We start from the raw sequence: 18382 nt of genomic DNA on the forward strand, positions 1-18382 counted from the left end.
GTAGGGTGCCGCAACGTCATTGAACCCCGAGGACCCCCGTGATCGCCAGCCTTCGCCCCGAGCAGATCGAGACCGGCGCTTCCGTCAGCATCGAGCACCGGATCACCGAGGTCGATATCGACGCCTTCGCGGCGCTGACCGGCGATGTCTCGCCGCTGCACATGGATGCCGACTTCGCACGCTCGCGCGGCTTTCGCGGCCGGGTGGCCCATGGCGTGCTGCTGTCGGGCTTCGTCTCGCGCCTGTTCGGGGTGCATCTGCCGGGCCGCGACTGCCTGTTGCAGTCCATGACCATGAAATGGGCGGCGCCCGCCTGCGCCGGTGATCTGCTGCGCTTCTCCGCCACGGTCAGCCAGATTTCGCCGGCCGCCGGGGCCATGTTGGCCGAAGTCAATGTGGAGAACGTCGAAACCGGCCAGCTTCTGGCCAAGGGCAAGGTTCAAGCGGGTTTCACCGGAGACGTGACGTGAGCGATGTCGATCTGATCCTGGTCTGCCAGTCCAATGTGGTGGATTACGACGCCTATTCCAGCTTTCCGCTGGATCGCCTCGATCTCTACCAGACCCTGGTCTATCCCCGCATGGTCCGGGACGGTGACCGGTTTCTCGGGCATCTCGACCTGCTCAACACCCTGAAATCGGGCCAGACCTATTTCGAGGCCGGGTTCCCCCAGCGCCGCGACCTGCTCAACATCTGGAACCTGCCCTCGGCCAGCGGCATGCATCTGGCCAATGTGCTGATGGCGTCGGGGCTGCGCACCAAGATCATCAACAACATCGATTCCGAATGGGACTGGTTCGAGCAGGCCTATACCGCCAATACCAAGCCGCCGCTGGTGGGGATTTCCTCGACCTTCTACCTGACCTTCAAGGAGGTGGGCAAGCTGGCCAAGCGGTTGCGCAAGCTCGACCCCGACATGGAAATCGTGCTGGGCGGCGCCTTCGCCAATGGCCAGGTGAGCGGCGGCGGCGGGGTCGCCGGGCTAGAAAAGCCCATGCGCCGCTATGGCATCGACTATGCCCTGCATGCCTTCAATTCCGACCGCGACCTGCGCGACCTGCTGCTGGTGCGCAAGGAGGGCGGCGATATCGGCACGGTGCGCAATCTGTGTTATTTCGACAAGGACAGGTTCACCGCCACCGCCTCGGAATGGAACACGCCGCTGCTCGACGAGGTCCCGGCCAATTGGGACAAGGTGGACGCGCCCTTCCTCAACCGCACCATCCAGATCAGGACCGCCTCGGGCTGTCCGTTCTCGTGCTCGTTCTGCTCGTATCCCACCACGGCGGGCGGCTGGAAGACCATCGAGGCGGAGCGGGTCCGCGCCCATCTGGAAAGCGTCAAGCGCATTCCCGGCATCGACCGCATCATCTTCATCGACGACACCTTCAACGTGCCGCCGCACCGCTTCAAGCAGCTGCTGGAAATCTTCAAGGACTACGACTTCGAGTGGTTCTCCTTCCTGCGGGTCCAGTATGTGGACGAGGACATCGTGCGCAACATGCGGGATTCGGGCTGCCGGGGAGTCTATCTCGGCGTCGAATCCGCCAATGACCGGGTATTGAAGAACATGAACAAGAAGGCGACCCGGGCCGATTTCGCCCGGGGCGTCAACCTGCTGAACAAATACGGCATCTCGTCGCTGTCGGCCTTCGTGCTGGGCTTCCCCGGCGAGAACGACGAGTCCATTCGCGACAATATCGACTTCATCGAGAATTGCGGCGTGGATTTCTACTCGCTGAAGGAGTTCTTCTACATGGAGAACACCGAAATCCATAAGCAGCGCGACAAGTTCGGCCTGACCGGCATGGGCATCAACTGGAGCCATGACACCATGAGCTATGAAGGTGCCAGCCAGTTGAAGCTCGACATGTTCCGCTCCATCAAGAACGCCACCTCCATCGATCCCGACACCAGCCTCTGGTACCTTGCCTATCTTTACGACCGTGGCTACGGTTTCGACGAGATCAAGCAGCTGCAGCAGGGGATGAACCGGATCATGATGGATCAATTGGACGGGACGATGTCCAACGACACCGAGGCCTTCCGGGCGCTTCGGGGCATGGTCGCCTAGCATGAACTGGGCCGATGTGAAGGTCAGGGCCGCCCAAGGCGATGCCAGGGGCGCGTTCGAGGCGCTGAAATCCATCGCCCGGCCGGGCGATGATTTCGTCACCCAGCGCAAATACGCCAAGCTGCTGGACAAGCTGCCCAAGGACGGGCTGGAGCTGCGGCCGCTGAAGCTGGCCCTACTGGCCACATCCACCACCGACCACCTCGCCGATATCCTGCGGCTGTGGCTGGCGTTGGAAGGCTTCGACGCCGAGATTCACCAGCCGCCCTTCGGCCAGGCGGCGCAGAGCGTGCTGGACCCCGACAGCGAACTCTACCGCTTCCAGCCCGACATGGTGTGGTTCTTCACCTCGTGGCGCGATGTGCGCCTCGACGCCATGCCCGGCGCCGACAAGGCGGCCGTCGAGGCGGCGGTGGCGGGGGCGGTGGCCGAGACCGCCGGGCTGTGGCGGGCGCTGCAGCAGCGGCTGTCCTGCCTGATCGTCCAGAACAACGCCGATATCCCTTCCATGGACGTGTTCGGCCATTTCGAGGCCAATGTGGCCTGGAGCCGCCGCTCGCTGCTGCGTCGCTACAATCTGGCCCTGGCCGAGGCGCTGCCCAACGCCGTGACCCTGTTCGACCTGGAGCATGTCTCGGGCTGCTGGGGCAAGGATGCCTGGGCCGAGCATCGCTACTGGTATCATTCCAAGCACGCCTTCGCCTTCGACGCCATCGGCCAGGTGGCGTTCCAGTTCGCCCGGCTGGCGGGCGCCGCCAAGGGCCTGGCCAAGAAATGCCTGGTGCTCGATCTCGACAACACCCTGTGGGGCGGCGTCATCGGCGATGACGGGGTCGAGGGCATCCGGCTTGGCAATGGCGCCGATGGCGAGGCCTTCGCCGATTTCCAGGACTATGTGCGCGCGCTGAAGGCGCGCGGCATCATCCTCACCGTCTGTTCCAAGAACGAGGAGGCCAACGCCCGCGAGCCGTTCGAGCGCCACCCCGACATGCGCCTGTCCCTGGACGACGTGGCGGTGTTCCGCGCCAACTGGGACAACAAGGCCGACAATATCCGCCTGATCGCCGAGACCCTGAATATCGGCCTCGATTCCATGGTCTTCGTCGACGACAACCCGGCGGAACGCTCGCTGGTGCGCGATTTCCTGCCCATGGTGACCATTCCGGAGCTGCCCGAGGACCCGACGCTCTATGCCGCCACCTTGCATGCCGAGCGGCTGTTCGAGACCCTGGCCTTCTCGGACGAGGACGCGGTGCGCAACGACTATTACCGCGCCAATGCCTCGCGCCAAGAACTGCGCAGCCAATACGCCGATCTGGGCGAGTTCCAGCGCGGGTTGGAGATGACGTCCGAGGTGGCGGAGATCGACGAGTTCCGCCTGCCGCGCTCGGCCCAGTTGATCAACAAGAGCAACCAGTTCCACCTGACCGGCACCCGTCACGGCGAGGCCGAGATCCTCGACATGCTGGCCGAAACGGACTGGATCGGCCGCTGCTTCGGGTTGAAGGACCGTTTCGGCGACAACGGCCTGATCTCGGTGGTGCTGCTGCGCCGCGATGGCGATTCCGCCCATGTGGATACCTGGGTGATGAGCTGCCGGGTGCTGGGCCGCGGCATGGAGGAATTCATCGTCAACGAGATGGCGATGGCCGCCCGCGCCGCCGGATGCACCCATCTGCTGGGCCGCTATGTGCCCAGCAAGAAGAACAAGCTGGTGGCGGGGCTTTACCAGCGCATGGGGTTCATCAAGCTGTCGGACGCGGGTGGCGAGACCCTGTGGCGGCTGGACCTGGACGGCTTCCTGCCGCTGAAGACCTTCATCGCGCGGGAATAACCCCGTTTGCCTTCAGTTCCGCCGCCAGCCGTTCCGCCCATTTGTGGGTCGCGTGGGGCAGCGGGTGGGTGGCGCCGTCCAGATCCTCCTCGGCATTCATGTCCTGCATGTCGACATAGACCGCGCCCTTGGCCCTGGCCGCCGCGAGCCATGGTCCCTTGGCGGCCTGATAGCGGTGCCACATGGGATCGGGGCCACTGAAGCTTACCGGCAAGGGCAGGTCCACCAGCACCAGCCGCCCCCCCTGTCGCGCCACCTTGTCGGCTACGGCCACCAGGGTCTCGAACTGGGCGGTGGGCAGCTCGAAATCACGCGCGGGCGGTCGCTGGGCCGGGGCCTGATCCTCGGTCCGGGCGGCGAGGCGCCGGGCCAGCGGGCTTTGCGAGCCGATCAGGATCTGCAGGGCGAAAATGGGACGCAGCAGGGTGGTCGCCATCTGGAAGCCGCCCGCGCCGACCTGAAGGGTGAAGCCGTCGGGTCCATGCTGGAAGATACCGAAGCGCTGCATCTGGCGACCCAGCTGGGTGGTGGCCGGAATGCTTTCGTTATGCAGGAACTCGCCATTCCACAGGCCGAAGACGAGGACCAGACCGTCGCGGCTTTCCGGCGGCCGCTGGCCGTAGACCAGATCCACCGCCGCCGCCATGGCGTCGATATTGCTGCCGCTGACCGCCATGTTGTGTACTGCCACCCCGGGCAGCAGCGGCGCCAGCTCGGCGGGGCGAAACCCCGCCTTGACGTTGGACGGCCCGATCAGCATCACCGCCGGATCCCGGCCCGCCAGCAGTTTGGAGGCGAACATCACATAGGCGGGTTCGGTGGCCAGGATCGAGCGCTCGGCGTCGGCGCTGTCGAGACGGGTGGCGGAATCGGCGGGAAAGTCCATGCCCGCCGCCAGCCACAACAGCGCCAGATAGGCCGCCAGGGTGGGGGCCAGCAGCTTGGCGGTCTGAATCAGGATCGGCCGCAGCATCTCTCAAAAGCCCTTGTAGACGAAATCGGGCACCGCCCCGGCATGGGACAGGGCGGCCAGCACCAGCAGCAGCAGCTTGACCGACAGCACCGCCGTCCCCGGCTTGGGCCGCTCCGCCGCCCAGTCGCGCAGAGACCATGCCGCCAGCAGCAGCAAGCCACCCAGCCCCGCCTTCATGGCGTCGTGCAGGCCGAAGCCCACCAGGCGCTCGATGGCCGAGGTGATGCCCAGCAGATTGCCCCAGACCAGCGCCAGCCACAGCAGGCCGAGATATTCGGCGGCGCTGGCCAGCGGCTCGGGCCAGCGCGCCAGGGCGCGGACAGCCGCATCCCAACTCCACAGGGCGAAGGCGGCGGCCAGCGAGGCCACCAGCATCAGCCGCGCGAGGCCAGAGCCGCCATACAGGCGGATCAGGGCCTCCATCTGGCGGGCATCCAGCCACAGGCAGCACAGCATCAGGGTGAAGAAGGCCAGGGTCACCCCGCGTGCCAGGGCGGCGTAAAGGGGATGGGCGGCCAGCCGGGCATAGCCCTTCTTGCCCAGCCGTCCCTGCAACAGCAGCTGGAACAGCTTGTTGGCGGCGACGCCGAGGCCGAGGATCAGGCCGTACCAGCGGAATTCCTCGGTGGTGCCGTGCCACACGCCCATGACCATGAAGGTGACCATGAAGGCGGGCACCGCCAGATAGGCCGAGGCCTTGCCGCGCCCCACATGCTGGGCCAAGGCCATCAGCAGCGGCTGGAACAGATAGGTCTTGAACCAGTCCGACAGGGTGATGTGCCAGCGGGTCCAGAATTCCAGCAGGCTGCGCGACCGCATGGGGCGATCGAAATTCTCGGGCAGGGAAAAGCCGAACAGCCGCGCCGCACCCAGGACGATATCCATGTAGCCCGAGAAATTGACGTAGAGATAGGCCAGGAAGGCGGCCCCGTGCAGCAGCAGCCGCGCCGACAGCCGCACCAGGGTATCGCCGTTGGAATTGGAGAACACCCAGGCGATGGGACCGCCCATGCCGTGGAAGATGGACAGGCCAAAATCCTTGTCCGGGCCGATGGCCAGCGGCAGGTTGGCGGCGATGTCGCTGGCCACCACGGCGGTGGCCACCACCTTGACGAAGCCGTCCAGCATGCGGGCCAGGGCGGCCTGGATCTGGCCTGGCCCCAACTGCTCCGTCGATCGCGCCACCCGGTCGCGGTGGTCCTCGTAGCGCTGGATCGGCCCGGCGACGAAGGTCAGGAAACAGAACAGATAGTTGAGGTAGTCCACCGGGTCGGGGACCCGCTCCAGGGCCTCTTGGCGCACATCGATCAGCAGGTGCAGCACCCGGAACAGCAGATAGGACAGACCCACGGCGGCATAGGGGAAGTCCAGCAACAGGGCGTCGGGCAGCAGGGAATAGCGCTTCAGCACCACGAACCAGCCCAGCAGGCCGAGAATGGCCAGGGGCAGGGCCGCTTCGCTCCGCGCCCGTACCATGACATGCAGCAGCAGCCAGCCGATCACGGCGAAGGACGCCACCGGCACGAAGGCCAGGGGCGTCTGGAAGAAGCTGGCGACGAAGACGGCGTTGATGGCGGCCATCCGCCAGCGCGACGGCAGGCGGGGCAGGCCGTGGAAGGCCAGCAGGGCGCCCAGCAGGAAGGCGAGGAAGGTGGGTGATCCGATATTCACGCCGCCTCCACCCGGATCAGGCCGGACCAGGGCAGCGGCGCGGCGGCGATGGTGATCTCGATGCGGCTGGCGGGCACGCCCTCGCCATAGGCGGTCCACAGGGTGGTCGGGCTAACCGTGATCTCGGCATCCGGGGCGGTGATGGTGAAGCGGCGCCCGCCGGGGGCATGAAGATGCAGCCCGCCCGCCACCGCCTCGACCCGGCAGGTGGTATGCAGGCGGCGGATCAGGAGATGGGGGCCGCTGCCCGCCACCGTGTCGGTGATGTCCAGCCTGCGGCCCTCGAATCGCCAGCGCCGGGTGACGGCACCGACGCCTTTGAGGCGGCGAAAACCGTTGATGTTCAGGTCGATGCCGTCGGGATCGCGGACCAGCCGGGGCGGCGCGCCGCCGAGCGTGCGGCGGAAGGACTCGGCGTAATAGGGCTTGTTGGCGGCGTAGGGATCGAAGCCGTCCACCGACAGGCCGTTATGGGCCTGGGCCGACACCATCTCGTCGGCCTCGCCCGCCACGGCATAGCTGCCGCGCCCCAGGTCGACGAACACCGCTTCCTTCTCGAAATGCAGTTCGAAGCCGCCGCAATCCTGGTGGCCGTGGCCGGGCATCTGGCTCCACCCCTCGGGATCGGCGTGCCACAGTCCCATCCAGTCGCCGAAGGAGGCCTTCAGCCAGCCGTCCTCGGCCAGGGGCTCGCTGGGCGCCACCTCGTCCAGCAGGGCGGCCAGGGGGGCGCGCTGGTCGGGGGGCAGCACGTCCAGCCAGCCCGAGCGGCGATCGCCGCCGGGAAGCAGGCCGAACAGATGCTCGGGCGGGCAGTCGGGCGAGATGTCGCCCACCAGGGGGAAGCGACCGGGCAGGCAGAGATGGGGCAGCACCGCCACGGCGCGGCGCAGCGCTTTCTCGAAGACCTCGGCCTCGGGGCGGTGATGCTCGCGCGCCGCCAGCCAGACGCTGGACAGCGACCGGGTCAGCAGCAGGTGGTAATGGCTGGAACCCTCGCGCAGCAGCCCCGACACCCGGAAGATGCGGCCCAGTTCCGAAGTCAGGATGGCGGCGCCGGCCGCGGTGGCGCGGGGCAGGCCGAGGGCTAGGCCCAGCAGGTAAAGGCCGCGGCCGTTGTTGAACAGGTGGTTCGAGGTGTGGTGCTCGCCGAAATATTCCAGCCGCGCCGCCATGGCGGGGGCATGGGCCGCCAGCACGGCCAGGGTATCCTCGGCCGGACCGGGCAGGCCGTGGCGGCGGATGAAGGTGATCAGGTTGATGGCGCGTTCGGCGGCGGTATAGGGATGCCAGGCCCAGGAGGAATCCGGGGTGCCGAAGCGAGCCCTCCAGGCGGCCCAGATGGTCGCCACCCAGCGGGCGTCGTCGCCCGGCTTCATCATGGGCACCCAGGCGAAGCGGTGCAGACCCAGCTGGGTCTCGGGATCGTCCAGCGGGGCGGCCACCAGTGTCGCCTCGCCGCCGGGCTCCACCTCCAGCACCCGACCGGGCAGCCGCAGGGTCAGGCGGCCCCGGGGGCTACCTTCGGGCAAGGCGGGGAACACCGCCTGGGGCGTCTCCGGCTCCAGCCCGGCCCAGCCCGGCCCCAGGCAAGGCGGGCGATGGGGGGTGAAGGCGGGCTCGCCCGGGGTCAGCCGCAGGGCGCGCAGGATCAGCCAGCGCCGCAGCACGGGGTCGTCGGAGAGTTGCCGCAGTTTGCGCTTCAGGCCGTCCAGCATGAAAATGCTTGTAGCGGAGTGAAAGGCCGGAAGCTATAGAGGATCGCACCATGACCGCTCCCGCCAAATCCGACATCCAAGCCTTCTGGAAGGCGCTGTACAACTCGCTCTACGAGGATGTGGACGCGCATCTGACCCGTGACGCCCTGTTCAAGTCGCTGGACGACCTGGAAGACATGTTCCGCCTGCGCCGTCACATGGCGGTGGTGGAAATGCCGCTGGCCGAGCTGGCGGGCAAGCGGGTGCTGGAAGTGGGGCCGGGTGCCGGCGGCCATTCCGCCCTGTTCGCCAAGCATGGCGCCATCATGACCAGCCTGGACATCACCCCGGCCAGGGCGCGGGCCACCGAGGCCAAATTCCGCCTGATGGGCGAGGCGGCGGCGGACTGCCACGCGGTCAATGGCGATTCGGAAAACCTGCCCTTCGCCGATGCCAGTTTCGATATCGTCTATTCCAACGGGGTGCTGCACCACACCCTGGACACCGAAAGGGCCATCGCCGAGGTGTTCAGGGTGCTCAAGCCCGGCGGACGGGCGGTGATCATGCTCTATTGCAAGAGCTCGTGGCACTACTGGATCAACATGTTCCTGCCCATCGGCCTGCTGATGGGCAAGGCGTTCCGCGACCCCAACTGGCTGGGCAAGGCCACCGAATGGGGCGGCAAGGACCGCCAGACCGTGGCCAATCCCATCACCCGTTGCTATACCGGCGCCGAAATCGGGCGGCTGTTCGCCGCCTTCAAGGACGTGACCTGGCGCAAGGGCGAGTTCTACTGGTATCTGGTGCCCAAGCTGGGGCGGCTGTACCGCAAATACCAGATCAAGCGCTACGGCACCCATCCCGGCGGCGTGCTGGTCTATGGCGAGCCCTGGCCGATCCAGTCGCCGCTGGAGCTGAAGCTGGGCGAGATCATGGGCTTTTCCTGGTTCATAGCGGCGAGGAAGCCGAAGAACACCCCCCTCCCCCCGCCATAGGTAGGGGGAGGCCGGGAGGGGGGCCCCCACCCCGACCCTCCCCCGGCAAAGCCGAGGGAGGGGGATATGTCCTCACGGCACCACGAACTGCCAGCCGAACCAGCGCCAGCGCCCTTCCAGGGTGGCGACGGTGCAGTTGAGGCGCACCCGGCCCTGGGGCAGCGGCTTGCTCATGCGCACCTCCACCCGTGGCCCCAGGCGTTCCACCCGCACCTGTCCCTGATGCGAGGCGAAGCAGGCCAGCCCATCGATACCGGGGATCTCCTCGGCCAGGGTGAAGCCGAAGGCCGGGGGATTGGCCCTGACCAGGGGATCGGCGGGGGTGATATCGGTGACCGGCAGCGGCAGCGCGCGTAGGGCTAGGCGGATGCGATCGGGCTCGCCATAGGCGGCGGTGGCGGCGAAACGGGGCAGATAGGTGGGATCGGCCTTGGCCCAGGCGGCGCCGGAATGCTGGCCGAAGGCGACTTTGTAGCCCGCCTGACGCACCAGCCGCATGGAGTCGGCGCTGGCCTCGCCCCAGGGCCAGACGAAAATCTCGGGCACCCGGCCCAATTCCTGCAGGAAGCGCTCCCGTGCCTTGGCCAGGTCGGCGGCGACGGCGTCGGGGCTGGCCTTGGCCATGCGCAGCCGGGCGGCGCCTTGGCTGGCGATGGCGACGCCCGCCTGGGCCAGATCGCGCAACTGGTTCCAGCTCAGCCCATCGGGGCCGCCGCGATCCACCTCGTCGGTGGCCACCGCCAGGGTTACCGGCACGCCCGCCTTGCGCAGCAGCGGCCAGGCGCGGCGAACGAAGGTGGCGCTGTCCTCGTCCACGGTCAGGGAGACTGCCTTGTCGGGCAGGGCACGGCCCTGCGCCATGGCCTCGACCACTTCGGCCAGGGGTAGCACCGTGTGACCACCGGACTTGAACTCGGCCAGATGGGCGGCCAGTTGCTCGGTAGTGGTGTTGAGCGCCGGAATGCGGTCGTCGTCAAAGCGGTGATAGAGCAGCACCACGGCGGACTCGGCAGCCAGGGCCGATGGGGCCCCGCCCGCCAGCAGCCCCACCAGCAGCCCCATCGGCACCAAGGCCCAGGCGCGACATCGACCCGCCATGGCTCTCGCTAGGCCTCGTCCACCAGCTTGCGCTTGAGCCGCGTCGTCGACATGGCTTCCACATGGCGCCGCGTCTCCCAGCCGAAGCGCTGCGCCACCATGCCGAGATAGCGCTCGTTCTCGAAATATTCGTGGAAGGCATCATCGCGGAACTTCAGCACCTGGGCCGCCGTGCAATGCTCCGTTGGCAGCGGCTGGCAGTCGTAGGAATGCTGCGAGAAGCCCGACCAGCTTTGCGGCAGTGCCCAGCCCTGGGCCACCGCCTGGTGGTAGAGCTGCGAGCCGGGATAGGCCATGGCGGAATAGAAATTGGCGAATTCGCAGTTGAGTTCCTTGGACAGGTCCAGGGTCTCGCGCATGGTCTCCAGCGTATCGTCGGGCAGGCCGAAGATGTAGTTGCCGATGACGCAGATGCCCGCTTTCTGGATGTCGCGGACGATGCCGATGATGTCTTCCTGCTTCAGGGCCTTGTCGGCGCCGTCGCGCACATGCTTTGAGCCCGATTCGATGCCCAGCGCCAGCCAGCGGATGCCCGCCTTGCGCAGCTTGGCCAGCATGGCGGGCTTCACCGTGTCGACCCGGGCATAGGCCCAGAAGTTCAGCTCGTCGGAATAACCCAGCTCGATCAATCCGTCGCAGATGGCGTTCACGTGCCGGTCGTTGAGCACGAACATCTCGTCGATGATCTTGAAGGTCTTGACGCCATGGGTGCGGTAAAGCCGGTCCACCTCGGCCACCACCTGAACGGGGGAGCGCATGCGGTAGCGGTTGGCGTCGAACGGGGCGTTGATGCAGCAGAAGCTGCACTTATAGGGGCAGCCCAACGAGGTATAGATGCTGGCATAGGGCTTGCGCGATCCCAGATCGCCAAAGCATTGCCAGTTATGGGCGCGGTACTTGTCCATGGGCAACAGGTGCCAGACATTGCCGTGCAGGTCGGCGTCCAGGTCATGGGTCAGGGCGGCGGGCTTGTTGACGCGGATCACGTCCTCGCCGTCGCGCCAGACCAGACCGGCCACGTCGGCGGGCTCTTCCGCCGCGCCCGATTGCAGCCAGTCGAGCAGTTGCACCACGGTGGCGGGACCTTCGCCCTTGCAGGCGAAATCCACCTTCTCCTCGGCCAGGGTCTTTTCCGGCAGCGCCGAGACATGGCCGCCGACGATCAGGATCGGCAGTTCCGGGGCGGTATCCTTCAGGGCCTCGCAGGCATGGGCGGCGCCCACCATCTGCTGGGTCGAGGCCGAGGGCTGGTGTCCGAACACCACCATCACCACCAGGGTGGGGTTCAGGGCCTTGACCCGGGCGGCGACCTCGTCCGGGCCGATTTCCTCGGCCTCGGAATCGATGATGGTGACGGTCTTGCCCCGGTCCAGGGCGTAACCGGCGATCAGGCGGCACCACAGCGGCGGCTCGATGGCGGTCAGCTCGCCACCCAGCTCCTGGTACACCGCCTCGCGACCGCCGGGATTGACCAGGACCAGATCGACGCGCTCGGACTCCATGGGCTCAGACATTGCCGTAGATCGAATTCTTGATCATGGTGAAGCCCTTCATCAGATCGGCGATGCCGAGATCCAGCGAATGGGCGGGCTTGAAGCCGGTCTTCTCGATCTTCTCGTTGGAGACGATGTAGTCGCGCTTGTCGGGGTCCTCGCCAATGGGCGCTTCCACGAAGACGAATTTGGGAATGTGCTTCTGGATCACCTGGCACAGTTCCCACTTGGACAGATTGGCATCCGACAGACCCACATTGTAGGGCTGGTTCTTCATGGACTCGAAATTGTTCAAGCCGTGCATGAAGGCGCGGGTGACGTCGCGCACATGGATGTAGTTGCGCTTGAAATGGGGCTCGAACAGCACCACGGCGCGGTCGGTGACGGCGCGGTAGACGAAGTCGTTGACCAGCAGGTCGATACGCATGCGCGGCGCCATGCCGAACACGGTGGCGAGGCGGAAGCTGATGGCGTTGCCGCGTTCCAGCAGAGCCTGCTCGACCTCGACCTTATGGACGCCGTAGAGCGAGATGGGGCGCAGCGGAGTTTCCTCGGTGCAGAACTTGCCCTTCTCGCCGACGCCATAGCCGGAATTGGTGATGGGCATCAAGACGCGCTGGTTGGGCGACAGCATCTTGAACAGCATCTTCTGGGCGTCGAGATTCGTGGTGGTGGCGCCGATGGGGTCCATGGCGCAGAGCGGCGCGCCGACCAGGGCGGCCAGCGGGATCACCACGTCCTTGTCCTTGATCAGTCCGGCCATCAGCTTCTCGTCGCGGCAGTCGCCCTTGACCACCGAGAAGTTGGGATCGGCGCAGACGCTGCCCAGCGAGTGCTGCTTGAACATGAAATTGTCCAGCACCGTGACCTTGTGGCCCGCCGCCAGCAGTTCGGGAACCATGATGGAGCCGAGATAGCCCGCGCCGCCGGTTACCAGGATGTTGTAGGTCATTGAGTCTTCCTTTCTTTTGCCTCAAGCGCCGGCGCGAACTCCGTTCGCTTGGCTTTCGCCGCATGAGCGGCGGGCGCTCAACGCGCCAGTCGCTTCGCTCCCTTTCCCTCCCTCTCCCGCTTGCGGGGGAGGGCCGGGGTGGGGGCCTTTTATCCTACCGGCAGGCCTGATCCAGCACTTCGCGCAGACGGGTGATCTGGGCGGTGAGGTCGAAGGGATGGTTGCCGACGAAGAAACCGTGGTCATGGGCGGTATCGGCATTGGGAACCGCGCCACCCACCACATCGTAGTCATAGTGCTTGATCACGTCATGGCGCAGGAAATTGCCGCCGGTGATGATGCGATAGCCGATATCGGCGTCCTTGAGCGCGGCGAAGACCTTGTTGCGGTCGATCTTCTTGGCCGGGTTCAGGATGATGGTGAAGGAGAAGGCGCTGCTCTTGCCGTTTTCCTTCTGGATGATGAAGCGGTCATCGGCGCCGAACAACTGCTGGAACAGAGCCAGGTTCTTGCGCCGCTGCGCGGTGAAGCCCGGCAGCTTCTTGATCTGCTCGCGGCCGATGGCGGCCTCGATCTCCAGCGGCCGGACATTGTAGCCGGGCAGCACGAAGCGGTAGGCCTCGAAGAAGTCGTTGCCCTTCTTCTGGAACACCGGGCTGTCGGCGGGCAGGTCGCGGGTCCAGCCATGGGCGCGCAAGCTCCGGCACAGATGGGCCAACTCGGTGTCATCGGTGAGGATGATGCCGCCTTCCATGGTGGAGATATGGTGCGAGAAGAAGAAGCTGAAGGTGTTGAGATGGCCGAAAGTGCCGGCCTTCTTGCCGTTCAACTCGGCATCCATGCTCTCGCAATTGTCTTCCAGCAGGTAGAGGCCGTGCCGGTCGGCGAATTCCCGCATCACGTCCAGCGCCGCCGGATTGCCCAGGATCGACACCGCCACGATGGCGCGGGTCTTCGGCGTCAGCGCCTTTTCCAACTGGGCGACATCGATATTGAGGGTCTGGAGGTCCACATCGACGAAGCGAAGCTTCAGCCCGTATTGCTGCAGCGGGTGATAGGTGGTGGCCCAGGAAATCACCGGCACGATGACCTCGTCGCCGCGCTGCAAGGGCTTGTCGGCCTTGTAGGCCAGGGCGGCCACCGCGATCAGATTGGCCGACGAGCCGGAATTGACCATGATGCCGTGCTTCATGCCGTGATAGGCGGCGAATTCCTCCTCGAAGGCCTTCACATGGGCGCCCATGGTGTAGAAGCCGGAATCGATGACGGATTTGGCGGCGGCTTCTTCTTCCGGACCCCAGGTCGGGGCGGCGAGTTCATAGAACATGGTCCAAGCAATCCTGTATCTAGGGTCGTTATTGCCGCTTGAGGAAGGCGCGCACTCTCGTCTCGGCCACCAAGGGGCCGATCCCCACCTGCTCGTGCAAGGTGGCGCGGTCGCCCAGCTCGAAACGATAGGCTGGTTCCACCCCGATGCCCAGGGTCGGGCGCTCCAGCCCCTTCCGGCTCAGCAGATCGCGCAGCAGCGAATCCACGCCGCCCCGGCCGCTGAAGCCCTCTTCCATGCTGATCAGCCTCGGCCGGGCGGCCAGCGCTCCGGCCAGGGCATCGGCGTCGAAGCCCGACAGATCGAACAGATCGACCACGGCCAGCTTGATCCCGTCCTTCGCGACGCTTTCCGCCACTTTCAGCGCGGTATGCACCATATAGCCGGTGGCCACCACGGTGGCGTCGGTGCCGTCCTGCAGCAGGGTGAAGCCCTTGTCCAGGTCGGGGGCGGCCTCGCCATAGAGGACCGGCAGGTTCTGGGCGTCGAAGCGCAGGTATTTCAGCCCCGGCCGACCGGCGCAGCGGTCAAACAGATGACCGGCGGTGATATGGTCGGCGGGCGACAGCACCGAGAACCCGGGCAGGGTCCGCATCAGGGTGATGTCCTCGTAGCACTGGTGGGTCGGACCCGACACCACATAGCTATAGCCCGCGCCGACGCCCACCAGGGTGACATTCATGGGCCGCACCGTGGACAGCAGGGCCAGATTGGTGCGGCACTGTTCATAGCAGCGCATGGTGATGAAGGGGGCGATGGCATAGGCGAAGACCTTGAAGCCTTCCAGCGCCAGCCCGGCGGAGACATTGATCAGATTCTGCTCGGCGATGCCCACATTGATGAATCGCTTGGGGAAATCACCCCGGATGCGGTCCAGGGTGGGGGCGCCGAAATCGGCGGCGACGAAGAACAGGCGTTCGTCATCGGCCATGTTCTGCCAGACGCGCTCCAGCAGGGCGTCGCGCATGGCCCGGGGCTTGAGCTCGGTCATGGCCGGGACTCCTGCAGCAGCGAGTCGATGAGGTCGATCTTCGGCGACATCACATGCGACAGGGGGGCGTTCTCCAGGCCGGGGACGCCGCGGCCCTTGATGGTGCGGGCCACCAGCGCCTTGGGCCGCCCGTCGCGGGTCTTCTTCAAGGTGGTCAGCGCCGCGTGAACCGCCATGACATCGTGGCCGTCCACCTCCAGGCAATTCCAGCCGAACCCGCCCAGGCGGTCGGCGAGCACGCCCAGCGAGTTGATCTCATCGGTGAAGCCCAGCATGCAGATGCGGTTGTCGTCCACCACCAGGGTCAGGTTGTCCAGCTTGTTCTGGGCGGCGAACATGATGGCCTCCCAATTGGCGCCCTCGTGCAACTCGCCGTCGCCGGTGACCACGAAGACGTCCTGGGCTCCGCCCTTGACCTTGAGGCCCAGCGCCATGCCGCTGGCCACGCCCAGACCGTGGCCCAGCGAGCCGTTGACCGTTTCATAGCCGGGGATCACCGGATCGGGGATGCCGCCCAGGAAGCTGCCCGCCTGGCACACCCGCTCCAGCTCCTCGGCCGGGAAGTAGCCGAGATCGGCCAGGATCGGATACATGCAGATGGAGCCATGGCCCTTGCTGATGATGCAGCGGTCGCGCTCTTCCCAATTGGTGCGCTGGGGATCGAAGCGCAGCAGGCCGCCGTAATAGAGCGAAACGAAAATCTCGATGGGCGACAGCGACGACGCCAGACGGACTTCCGGTGCCCGGCGATAGACTTCCAGGGTCTGGCGCCAGACCCACTCCGCCTTGGCCCGTAAATCCACGTTGACCCCTGAAGCTTCCACGCCTTGGACCCCTATCTTTTGATTCGAGCGCACACTAGCAAATCGTGTCTGCCGCTCCAAGCATCTCAATCCATGAAACCGTCATCGGGAATCCGCGCCACGCCGTCGCCGAACGGGGCGGCCTGGGCGAAGGACTCCTCGCAGTCGGTGACGAAGGTCCGGATGGCGGCGAGCGCGCAGTCGTCGGGGCTGCGCTTCAGTCGCCGCGCCACCCGATAGAGCCGTTCGGCCAGGTCAGGGGAAAGGGTGATCTGCATGCCGTGATCTCCACCATAGGAGTTCGCAATCCCACAATGCTAAACTGAAGCCATCGTAACCGGGAACTGTCACAGATGCGCGTCAACCGTGAATTCCAGGATGCCGATCTGGCGGGATTTCTTCAGACGGCGGATGAATCCATCATCGCCGCCGCGCTGGCTGGGGCGGAGGCATCCCGGATCGACGCCCTGAGGGCCGCGCTTGAAGCCGGTACGGCCAGTGGCGCGGCGGTGGATGCCGCCCCCATTTTCCAAAGGCTACTGTCCAAGTATGGTGGCTGATGCGGGGCGCGCGCCTGCGACCGGCAGCGGGGGCGGATCTTGAGGAAATCGGCGACTATATCGCCCTCGACAATCCCATGGCTGCCTGCCAGTTGATCCAGGACGTCATGGCGGCCTGCGGCTTGTTGGCCATCTCGCTCATGTTGGGGCGCGGCCGGTCGGGACTCGCTTCCGGCGTCAGGAGCTTTCCGGTCGGCCGCTACATCGTTTTCTATACCGCCACGCCGGATGGCATTGACGTGATCCGCATCCTGCACGGCGCCCGCGACGTCCGCAGCCTTTAACGCTTGATTCTTGCGCCACTTCCGGTGAAAACCCAGGCCCATGAGCACTCTCGACGACGCCATCTCGCTGCGGCGCACCTTCGCCATCATCTCGCATCCCGACGCGGGCAAGACCACGCTGACCGAAAAGCTGCTGCTGTTCGGCGGCGCCATCCAGCTAGCGGGCGCGGTGCGGGCGCGCGGCGAGCAGCGTCGCACCCGTTCCGACTGGATGGCCATCGAGAAGGAGCGCGGCATCTCGGTCTCGGCCTCGGTGATGACCTTCGAGCATGAGGGGCTGACCTTCAATCTGCTGGACACCCCCGGCCACGAGGACTTTTCCGAGGACACCTACCGCACCCTGACGGCGGTGGACTCGGCGGTGATGGTGCTGGACGCCGCCAAGGGCATCGAGACCCAGACGCTCAAGCTGTTCGAGGTCTGTCGCCTGCGCGACGTGCCCATCATCACCTTCGTCAACAAGGTTGACCGCGAGGGCCGCGACACTTTCGACCTGCTGCACGAGGTGGAAAAGACCCTGGCCCTGGACGTCTGTCCGGTGACCTGGCCCATCGGCATGGGCCGCGATCTCAAGGGCGTGTTCGATCTGGTGCGCGACCGCGTCATCCTGTTCGATCCCGGCCGGGGCGACCATATCGCCGAAATCGCCGTGGACGCCCCCCTGGACAGCCCCAAGCTGGACGAGGCGGTGGGCAAGGCGGCGGCGGCCAAGCTGCGCGAGGAAGTGGAACTGGTGCGCGGCGGCTATCCCGAATTCGACCTGGACTCCTTCCGCGCCGGTCACCTGACGCCGGTCTTCTTCGGCTCGGCCTTGAAGACCTTCGGCGTCGCCGAGCTGCTGCGCGGCATCGGCCGCCTGGCGCCTCCGCCCCTGGCCCGCAAGTCGGACAAGCGGGTGGTGGAGCCGAACGAGGCCAAGGTCTCGGGTTTCGTCTTCAAGGTCCAGGCCAATATGGACCCCAACCACCGCGACCGTATCGCCTTCTTCCGCATCTGCTCGGGCCGCTTCAAGCGCGGCATGAAGGTGAAGCATGTGCGGTCCGGCAAGCTGATGGCCTTGGTCAATCCGGTATTCTTCCTGGCGCGGGACCGCGAACTGGCGGAAGAGGCCTTCCCCGGCGACATCATGGGCATTCCCAATCACGGCCAGTTGCGTATCGGCGACACCTTGTCGGAAACCGAGGACCTCAACTTTCTCGGCATTCCCACCTTCGCCCCGGAAGTGCTGCGCCGGGTGCGGCTCGACGACCCCATGAAGGCCAAGCAGTTGAAGAAGGCGCTGGAGGATCTGGCCGAGGAAGGCGTCAGTCAGGTGTTCAAGCCCATCGACGGCTCCACCTGGATCGTCGGCGTGGTCGGCGCGCTGCAGTTCGATGTGCTGACCACCCGCATCGAGTCCGAATACAATATCAAGGCCGGGTTCGAGGAAGCCCCCTTCGTCACCGCCCGCTGGGTCGCCTGCGACGAGGAGGCCGAGATGAAGCGCTTCATGGATGCCAACAAGTCCAACATGGCCGAGGACCGCGACGGCGGCATCGTCTATCTGGCCCGCAACACCTGGCAGATGAACCGCGCCCAGCAGGATTTCGAGAAGGTCCGCTTCACCGCCACTCGCGAACAGCATTGAGTT

17 protein-coding genes are annotated in these 18382 nt (G+C 65.9%); 7 read left to right on the forward strand and 10 right to left on the reverse strand.

Annotated features, from left to right (window positions below; genetic code table 11):
• Nucleotides 1-38 precede the first annotated feature (38 nt).
• The 3 genes from A6A04_RS13030 to A6A04_RS13040 are packed head-to-tail and all read left to right on the forward strand — an operon-like array spanning nucleotide 39 to nucleotide 3908.
• Nucleotides 39-470 (forward strand): MaoC family dehydratase, encoded by a 432-nt coding sequence (locus A6A04_RS13030; RefSeq protein WP_082914900.1) that lies wholly within the window; start codon nucleotides 39-41, stop codon nucleotides 468-470.
• A complete protein-coding gene (locus A6A04_RS13035) occupies nucleotides 467-2074 on the forward strand; it encodes a radical SAM protein (RefSeq protein ID WP_068493549.1) in 1608 nt (535 codons plus the stop codon). The genes A6A04_RS13030 and A6A04_RS13035 overlap by 4 nt, the downstream gene beginning before the upstream one ends.
• Nucleotide 2075: 1 nt before the next feature.
• Nucleotides 2076-3908, forward strand: a complete 1833-nt coding sequence (locus tag A6A04_RS13040; RefSeq protein ID WP_068493552.1) for an HAD-IIIC family phosphatase — start codon at nucleotides 2076-2078, stop codon at nucleotides 3906-3908.
• Here the strand turns inward: A6A04_RS13040 and A6A04_RS13045 are convergent.
• The 3 genes from A6A04_RS13045 to A6A04_RS13055 are packed head-to-tail and all read right to left on the reverse strand — an operon-like array spanning nucleotide 3892 to nucleotide 8270.
• Entirely contained in the window at nucleotides 3892-4881 is a 990-nt protein-coding gene (locus A6A04_RS13045) for a hypothetical protein (RefSeq protein WP_068493554.1), read from the reverse strand. The genes A6A04_RS13040 and A6A04_RS13045 overlap by 17 nt on opposite strands.
• Nucleotides 4882-4884: 3 nt before the next feature.
• A complete protein-coding gene (locus A6A04_RS13050; protein WP_068493556.1) occupies nucleotides 4885-6552 on the reverse strand; it encodes an MBOAT family O-acyltransferase in 1668 nt (555 codons plus the stop codon).
• Entirely contained in the window at nucleotides 6549-8270 is a 1722-nt protein-coding gene (locus A6A04_RS13055; protein ID WP_068493558.1) for a heparinase II/III domain-containing protein, read from the reverse strand. The genes A6A04_RS13050 and A6A04_RS13055 overlap by 4 nt, the downstream gene beginning before the upstream one ends.
• Before the next feature lie 50 nt (nucleotides 8271-8320).
• On the opposite strand from A6A04_RS13055, the gene A6A04_RS13060 reads away from it, so the two are divergent.
• On the forward strand, nucleotides 8321-9244 hold the full coding sequence (locus A6A04_RS13060; RefSeq protein WP_068493560.1) for a class I SAM-dependent methyltransferase: 924 nt from the start codon (nucleotides 8321-8323) through the stop codon (nucleotides 9242-9244).
• A 72-nt stretch (nucleotides 9245-9316) separates the two neighbouring features.
• On the opposite strand, the gene A6A04_RS13065 is transcribed toward A6A04_RS13060, so the two are convergent.
• The 7 genes from A6A04_RS13065 to A6A04_RS13095 all read right to left on the reverse strand — a co-directional run bounded on the left by A6A04_RS13065 (nucleotide 9317) and on the right by A6A04_RS13095 (nucleotide 16186).
• A complete protein-coding gene (locus A6A04_RS13065) occupies nucleotides 9317-10342 on the reverse strand; it encodes a polysaccharide deacetylase family protein (protein WP_068493562.1) in 1026 nt (341 codons plus the stop codon).
• An 8-nt stretch (nucleotides 10343-10350) separates the two neighbouring features.
• Nucleotides 10351-11856 (reverse strand): B12-binding domain-containing radical SAM protein, encoded by a 1506-nt coding sequence (locus tag A6A04_RS13070; protein ID WP_245651196.1) that lies wholly within the window; start codon nucleotides 11854-11856, stop codon nucleotides 10351-10353.
• Nucleotides 11849-12787, reverse strand: a complete 939-nt coding sequence (locus tag A6A04_RS13075; RefSeq protein WP_068493566.1) for an NAD-dependent epimerase/dehydratase family protein — start codon at nucleotides 12785-12787, stop codon at nucleotides 11849-11851. The genes A6A04_RS13070 and A6A04_RS13075 overlap by 8 nt, the downstream gene beginning before the upstream one ends.
• Nucleotides 12788-12941: 154 nt before the next feature.
• On the reverse strand, nucleotides 12942-14114 hold the full coding sequence (locus tag A6A04_RS13080; protein ID WP_068493568.1) for a DegT/DnrJ/EryC1/StrS family aminotransferase: 1173 nt from the start codon (nucleotides 14112-14114) through the stop codon (nucleotides 12942-12944).
• Nucleotides 14115-14142: 28 nt separating this feature from the next.
• Nucleotides 14143-15105 (reverse strand): transketolase family protein, encoded by a 963-nt coding sequence (locus tag A6A04_RS13085; RefSeq protein ID WP_068493570.1) that lies wholly within the window; start codon nucleotides 15103-15105, stop codon nucleotides 14143-14145.
• On the reverse strand, nucleotides 15102-15929 hold the full coding sequence (locus A6A04_RS13090; protein ID WP_068493572.1) for a transketolase: 828 nt from the start codon (nucleotides 15927-15929) through the stop codon (nucleotides 15102-15104). Before A6A04_RS13090 ends, A6A04_RS13085 begins: the two co-directional genes overlap by 4 nt.
• 65 nt (nucleotides 15930-15994) lie before the next feature.
• Nucleotides 15995-16186: a hypothetical protein gene (locus A6A04_RS13095; protein ID WP_068493574.1), complete on the reverse strand. Its 192-nt coding sequence runs from the start codon at nucleotides 16184-16186 to the stop codon at nucleotides 15995-15997.
• Nucleotides 16187-16261: 75 nt separating this feature from the next.
• Here A6A04_RS13095 and A6A04_RS13100 point away from each other — a divergent pair, with 75 nt between their 5' ends.
• From A6A04_RS13100 to A6A04_RS13110, 3 genes are read left to right on the forward strand one after another with little or no spacing between them, the layout of a single operon-like run.
• Complete coding sequence (locus A6A04_RS13100) at nucleotides 16262-16468, forward strand: hypothetical protein (protein ID WP_068493576.1); 207 nt, start codon at nucleotides 16262-16264, stop codon at nucleotides 16466-16468.
• Nucleotides 16468-16752, forward strand: coding sequence for a type II toxin-antitoxin system RelE/ParE family toxin (locus A6A04_RS13105; RefSeq protein ID WP_068493578.1), 285 nt, complete (start codon nucleotides 16468-16470; stop codon nucleotides 16750-16752). The genes A6A04_RS13100 and A6A04_RS13105 overlap by 1 nt, the downstream gene beginning before the upstream one ends.
• Nucleotides 16753-16792: 40 nt before the next feature.
• Nucleotides 16793-18379 (forward strand): peptide chain release factor 3, encoded by a 1587-nt coding sequence (locus tag A6A04_RS13110; RefSeq protein WP_068493580.1) that lies wholly within the window; start codon nucleotides 16793-16795, stop codon nucleotides 18377-18379.
• The last annotated feature ends 3 nt before the right edge of the window (nucleotides 18380-18382 follow it).

Source organism: Paramagnetospirillum marisnigri, assembly GCF_001650715.1.
Taxonomy (GTDB): domain Bacteria; phylum Pseudomonadota; class Alphaproteobacteria; order Rhodospirillales; family Magnetospirillaceae; genus Phaeospirillum; species Phaeospirillum marisnigri.

Coding starts and splice junctions, on each gene's coding strand:
- A6A04_RS13040 (WP_068493552.1), top strand. CDS start 2,076: ATGAACTGGGCCGATGTGAAGGTCAGGGCCGCCCAAGGCGATGCCAGG.
- A6A04_RS13045 (WP_068493554.1), bottom strand. CDS start 4,881: ATGCTGCGGCCGATCCTGATTCAGACCGCCAAGCTGCTGGCCCCCACC.
- A6A04_RS13055 (WP_068493558.1), bottom strand. CDS start 8,270: ATGCTGGACGGCCTGAAGCGCAAACTGCGGCAACTCTCCGACGACCCC.
- A6A04_RS13060 (WP_068493560.1), top strand. CDS start 8,321: ATGACCGCTCCCGCCAAATCCGACATCCAAGCCTTCTGGAAGGCGCTG.
- A6A04_RS13065 (WP_068493562.1), bottom strand. CDS start 10,342: ATGGCGGGTCGATGTCGCGCCTGGGCCTTGGTGCCGATGGGGCTGCTG.
- A6A04_RS13070 (WP_245651196.1), bottom strand. CDS start 11,856: ATGTCTGAGCCCATGGAGTCCGAGCGCGTCGATCTGGTCCTGGTCAAT.
- A6A04_RS13075 (WP_068493566.1), bottom strand. CDS start 12,787: ATGACCTACAACATCCTGGTAACCGGCGGCGCGGGCTATCTCGGCTCC.
- A6A04_RS13080 (WP_068493568.1), bottom strand. CDS start 14,114: ATGTTCTATGAACTCGCCGCCCCGACCTGGGGTCCGGAAGAAGAAGCC.
- A6A04_RS13085 (WP_068493570.1), bottom strand. CDS start 15,105: ATGACCGAGCTCAAGCCCCGGGCCATGCGCGACGCCCTGCTGGAGCGC.
- A6A04_RS13095 (WP_068493574.1), bottom strand. CDS start 16,186: ATGCAGATCACCCTTTCCCCTGACCTGGCCGAACGGCTCTATCGGGTG.
- A6A04_RS13100 (WP_068493576.1), top strand. CDS start 16,262: ATGCGCGTCAACCGTGAATTCCAGGATGCCGATCTGGCGGGATTTCTT.
- A6A04_RS13105 (WP_068493578.1), top strand. CDS start 16,468: ATGCGGGGCGCGCGCCTGCGACCGGCAGCGGGGGCGGATCTTGAGGAA.
- A6A04_RS13110 (WP_068493580.1), top strand. CDS start 16,793: ATGAGCACTCTCGACGACGCCATCTCGCTGCGGCGCACCTTCGCCATC.